The organism is Synechococcales cyanobacterium T60_A2020_003, from assembly GCA_015272205.1.
In the GTDB taxonomy this organism is placed as follows: domain Bacteria; phylum Cyanobacteriota; class Cyanobacteriia; order RECH01; family RECH01; genus JACYMB01.
In genome coordinates this window covers 1-5680 of the sequence record JACYMB010000392.1, presented here as the reverse complement: position 1 = coordinate 5680, position 5680 = coordinate 1, and the positions used below count along the sequence as shown (strand labels likewise).

Sequence of the window (5680 nt, the reverse complement as noted above, 5' to 3'; positions counted from 1 at the left end):
AAAATGCTCAGTCAGAAACACTATACACCTGGTAGTTTTCATCTTCATAGGTTTTCGAGAGATTTGGGCATTCCAGATCGCGTTTACGGGTGGGCATGACCACGTGGGACAGAGCGTACTGATCCCGAATTGTTTGCAGCACGTTGCAGCGCTCTGCAAATTCTCCCTGATAGAAACGGTCAATCAACTCGACCCGCTTAAACCACTCAATCACTTCAACGTCTTTATAGGGATGGGACTTGACGTTTGCCAAAATCGGCGCGCCTGTATAGAGGCGAAATTTCCACAGCGGTTCTAGGTCTAGGTAGGCTTGAATGCCATCGGGAATGAGATAGGTATCTCCCGGTTGTTTGGTATCGCGAACGTGGTTCATCATGGCGCGCGGTGGATCGGGTGCACGAAACTTTTCGATCTGATCAAACACGTTGCCGATCAGGATACCCGCGATGACAACGCAGGCTCCGATGGCGATCGCCCGTTCATGGTCAGCGATCGCCCCAGCCCAACGCCGACCGATCCAATCCACGAAGGCCGCCAATAAAATGACGAGCGATATGGGCATTAGAAACGACGACACTCGCCATGGAGCCGTAAAGGAAAGCGAACTATTTTGAGTCACTATGTCCAAGATCGTTAGGGCGATCGCACTGGCAAACGGCACGAGCAGCATCCAAAATAGGTCGGTGCGACGAGATAGATAAATTGCTCCTGCCATCATCGCGATTTGAATGACTGCCCCAATCGAGAGCAACCAGCGTTGAGGTAGGGAGTGGTGAGGGATCCGCACATTCACCAAAATGTCCTGGGACTGCTGAAATAGCTCGGCGGTAGTAGGCTGAAAGGGCAATGTCATGTACAAAAACACAGGCAGCACCCCCACAAAGGCCAGCACGCCAATCGCTAGAGGCGGTTTCCAGGACTGGTGCCGCTGCCAGCTAATGAGCATATAGGACAGGGTCAACAAGGCCGCACTGGGTAGATAGGCGGGATGAAGCGTTGCCGCGATCGCCAACAAGATCACTGCCCAAATCGGTCGGCGTATCCAAAATAAATACATCGACAGCGGCATCAGCACGCCAAATACTGCCGGATGGAAATAGTGGTCGATAATGTACTGCTCAGCGAGTCCCTGGTAGAGAATTTCGAGCTTGACGCCAAAAATTTCGCCTCGAATGCCGTGAGCTGCAATAAACAGAGCAAAAAAGACGAGGAATTTAGGAACGGAATCGTTGATGCGGAAGAGTTTTGCCGCGATGCTGGTCAAGCTATAGACGTAAATACCAAAAATCGCGATCGGATAAACGTAAAAAATAAGCTTGCCGAAAAAGGTGTATGACCACCGCACGATAAACGTAAAAGCGGGCAGGGGATCGATCGTGTTGGCTAGCCAGTCTTCCTGAAGGTTGCCTAACCCCGCTTGAGCCAGCCCTTGTAAGAATTTCGTAGTTTGATTGCTAACGTAAACCGGGTCTTGGGTAAAGGCGATCGCAAAGACTAGGGTTGCGACAGCGATATAGATCCAGCGCTGTGATCCCTTCGAGTCCAAAAGTGATTTGAAGACCATGACAAAAATACTCGGCGGCAACCCATACACTGCAAAACTGACGCCCACTATAAAACAAAGGCTCCCCTCTCAGAAAGCCTTTGCCTAGATTTGGGGATCAGGGTTTGCCAATTCCTACGTGAGTTAACACCAGAATTGCCGCAAAACTCAGCTAGGACTGAGATTACTGGGATTGTTCTTGGACGTCTAACCAGAGGTCATCCGAGCCTTGGTGAATGGTTTTCACCCACTTCAGACGCTTGGGGCGGACAGAGATGCGAGCCGTCGTGCTGGCAACAATGGCAAACCAGTGAGCCATATACACCAGTCCCCGCAGGGTTTGAACAAAAGTACTAAAGACTACCTGGATGGAGGGTTTTCGTCCCTGAAGCTGAACCTGAGTCCGCCAAATTCCCTGAAACATCCCAATTAAGGACATCGATAGAACCAGACCTGCTACTGGGTTGAGGATAGGGGAAGAACTCCGGGCGATCGCCATCAAAAAGTCGGGAATGGCGGCGGTGGGCAAAATATACTGCGTCAGCCAGAACATAAATAAATCAATAGTTTTGTGCATCCCCATGCGGTTTCGCACGATCAGCCGCCAGTAGTCTAAATACCGTTGGTAGCCCCCTTCTGCCCAGCGATTCCGCTGATGCCAAAGGGCGATCGCTCGGGTAACGCCCTCTTCTTCTACCGCTGGAAAAACCAGAAAATCGACATCCCAACGGTTGAGATGGAGGCGAATAGTCAAATCCAGATCATCCGTAATGGTTTGCTCGTTCCATCCGCCGCAGTGGTCAATGGCTGTGCGGCGTACAAACTGACCGTTCCCCCGCAGTTCTCCGATGCCGCCGATGGCAGTGCGCTGCTGCTGGAAGTAACTATCCAAGGCCATTTCCGCGACTTGGCCTCGAATCCAGAAATTCTTTTCCGAACCGTCCGTGCGGGTGGCTTGGGCGATCGCCTTCTGCACCTGTACAGCGCCCACGTTCTCGCGCTGAAATAGGGGTAACGCTCGCCGCAATAAATCGGGCGGTACTTGGGCATCGGCATCAAAGACAGCGATGATGTCGCCTTTGGTAAGGACATAGGCTTGATTCAGCGCTCCCGACTTGCCGCCTTGGGCATCCGCTGTCCGATGGAGGACATTCAGTTGCGGGTGTTCTTCCACCAACTGATCCAGAAGGATGGGAGTGCGATCGGTGCTGTAGTCGTCAATCACCCAAAGATCGTAGCGATCGCTTGGATAGTCTAGATTGCACAGATCCTTCACTAGTGATTTAATTACAGACTCTTCGTTCTTCGCCGATACCAAGATTGAAACGTAGGGGAAATCTTCAGGGCGACCTGTAGACGGTAATGGCTCCGGCAGCGGGTCTGGGCGAGCGGTCAATACGCGGATCGCGTGAAGGGTCATCAAAAACGTCAAACCCAGGACTACCCAAATTCCCCACGATACGAGGTGTAGGCCAATGACAATACTCCATACCACCGTCAAGGTCATGGCGGCTTTGCGACGACGTCCTGCCAAGCCCCGTTCAAAGTAGCTACCCATAGGATCCGAATCGGTCAATTCGGGCATGAGCGCTTCTAGGGACTCTAGTTCGTCTTCTAACGCGTCTAAGGCGTAATCTTTCGGAAACCAGGAGGAATCTGGCATAGTCTCAGTGGGTGTGCAACCAAACAGGGTGAACTCTCTAATGCGAGCCTTGACAGGGTTGAGTGTTGCAAAATGATTGCGCAATTAGACTTGCTACGTTAAGCAAGGTCAAGCAATGTAAAGACTCTGCAGCCCCATTGTAGCCAAGAAAGGGACGCCCCCCTCTATGGGAATACGTTGGGATCTGTGACTAGGATGACCGTAATAGCTGGAAAAACTGCGATCGCCCCTTAACTGAAGACCAGGCAACCGTAGTGAAGGCAACCTCTCAACGGCGATCGCCCTTCGAGAAAGCTCGAAAATACAGTGATTTAGACATTTCTTTAACCGGAAACGCGAGATAGGTGAGGGGATTCACCGTCACAATGATATTGCGAACATCCCGCTTAGCAAGGGCAACAACGGCCTTGGCAACCCAGGTGGGTGGCATGATGCCGTAGGGGTTGAGATTACTTTTGAACGGCCCCAGAATAATCTTGCGAATCACGCAAGGGGAGTCCAATCGGCGCAGGGTCAGAATATCTCCCATCAACCGTTTTGACAGTTCGTAGAGGGGGCTGAGGGCGGGATTGACCTCTGCCTCTGAGGTATTGACCCAGAGTTCCTTGGTCGCGCGATCGGTGGGGCCATCGACCGTGCTAAAAAATACCTCGGCCATGCGCCACGCCGAAAGGGCGTTGACGTCGAGGGCTTTTTCAATGGCCTGGGGCGTGCGATCGCCGTAAACGTTCATCCCGTGGTTGAGGATCAAAATATCCACGTACCGAAGGCGATCGCCCAGTTCCTCTTCCTGTCCAGGTTGCCACTGGATCACCTGCATTGAACGAATACTCGGATCGGGCTGAAGTGTGTCCGATGTCGTTAGTGCGATAATTTTTGCGCCTTGCTGGGCGAGTTCGCGCATCAACGCTTGCCCCATGGTGCCCGATGCGCCTGTAATCGCGATGACTTTTCCTTTGAGGGACAAACTGGTTCCCAACATTTTATCCACCATCGTAAAGTGTCCGCAAAAGTAAGCATTGCCCTGATCAAAGTGGTGTCGCCAGTGGTACGACCGATTCACGCGCCAAACGCTCGGAATTTCCGTCAAATCGCCGGGTTCGTGGGTGTAGTCGGTCCAGAGCAGCCACCCTTGCGATCGCGCCAGTGCCGTCACTAAAAATCCAGCCGAGTACACCACCCCCAACACCATACCAAGGCTATGAACCAGCAGCGCGATGATACCGACAACCCCGACCATAACAGCGGCTTCCGGCACGTCGTTGTAAAGCTGCGCCTTGCAATAGGCCGCCTGACTGACGATACTGAGATCGCGCCGATAGGCTTTGTGATGAAGAGTATGGGACGCCTGGATGGGTTGCCAGTAGTGGCCTGCAACATGGTAGAAATCGCGCACTAGCTCGGCCAGTAGAATGGATGCCAGTCCCAGCCCCGATTGGATAAGCAATGATTCAATCAGCATATTAAAACGGACGGTTTTAAAGATTGGGCAACAGTACGCGATCGCTCCTCACGTTGGCAGTCAAACTGACTTGTTGCGCGTGGTGCTGTTGCACAGTACATCGTTATCCTACGGCAAAAAACCTTTACTTTTCTTCACTGGTTTAGGAATTAGGGATGGCTAAATGTTCAAAAAAACTATGTCATCGAGTTGTCCGCTTCGGGGTCAGGCAGAATCATACTGGTGAGATACACGGGAACCATGCCTACAGGATGTATCTGGGTATATAAGGAAAGGGTCAATGATCAAAGGGTGGCGATCGCGGCGATGGACGTTGCTGGGTCTGGTACTTCTAGGATTTTTGGCTGTTCGGCTCATCGCAGGCTGTACCGCTGCCGCGCCGATTACGCTTTCGATTGCGATGTCTGGTGCCGAGGCAGAGCGGTGGGCATCCTTAGTCGAAACCTTTGAACAGCAGCATCCCAATATTCAGGTACAAATTGTTGAAGGGCCAAATAACACCGACGATCTAGAAAAGTTGTATAGCCAAGCCTTTGAGCAGAACAGCAAACGGTTTGATCTGGTGTATGCTGACACGATTTGGGTGCCCCATTTTGCGGCTTCGGGTTGGCTGCTGGATTTGAGCGATCGCCTGCCAGAAGCTGACCTCGCTGACTTTTTACCGGGCGACCTCAATGGTGGACGCTATCAAGGGCAGCTTTACCGGATTCCCCTCCGCTCAGATATCGGGGTCTTGCACTACCGTAAAGACCTTCTGTCCAAGGCAGGTCTACAGCCTCCCTCGACCTTTGAAGACATGATGGCGATCGCCAAAACGCTTCAGTCTCAGCAATCTGCCAAATGGGGCTATGTGTGGCAGGGACGTCCCTACGAAGGACTCACCGCGATGTTCGTAGAAGTGCTAGCGGGTTACGGTGGATTTTGGCTCAAACCGGACACGCGGGAAATCGGTTTAGCGCAACCCGAAGCGATTCAGGCCGTCAACTTCCTGCGGCGCACCATCAAAGACGGC

General features: G+C 52.3%; 4 protein-coding genes. 1 reads left to right on the top strand and 3 read right to left on the bottom strand.

All coding sequences use genetic code 11. The annotated features are described in order from the left end of the window. Positions 1 to 7: 7 nt before the first annotated feature. The 3 genes from IGR76_19100 to IGR76_19090 form a co-directional block, all read right to left on the bottom strand. Positions 8 to 1564, bottom strand: a complete 1557-nt coding sequence (locus IGR76_19100) for a hypothetical protein (GenBank protein MBF2080557.1) — start codon at positions 1562 to 1564, stop codon at positions 8 to 10. A gap of 163 nt (positions 1565 to 1727) precedes the next feature. Continuing rightward, positions 1728 to 3206, bottom strand: coding sequence for a glycosyltransferase family 2 protein (locus IGR76_19095; GenBank protein ID MBF2080556.1), 1479 nt, complete (start codon positions 3204 to 3206; stop codon positions 1728 to 1730). A 268-nt stretch (positions 3207 to 3474) separates the two neighbouring features. After that, complete coding sequence (locus IGR76_19090) at positions 3475 to 4668, bottom strand: bifunctional sterol desaturase/short chain dehydrogenase (protein MBF2080555.1); 1194 nt, start codon at positions 4666 to 4668, stop codon at positions 3475 to 3477. A gap of 280 nt (positions 4669 to 4948) precedes the next feature. On the opposite strand from IGR76_19090, the gene IGR76_19085 reads away from it, so the two are divergent. Further along, on the top strand, positions 4949 to 5680 hold a 732-nt coding region (locus tag IGR76_19085), incomplete at its 3' end, for an extracellular solute-binding protein (protein MBF2080554.1).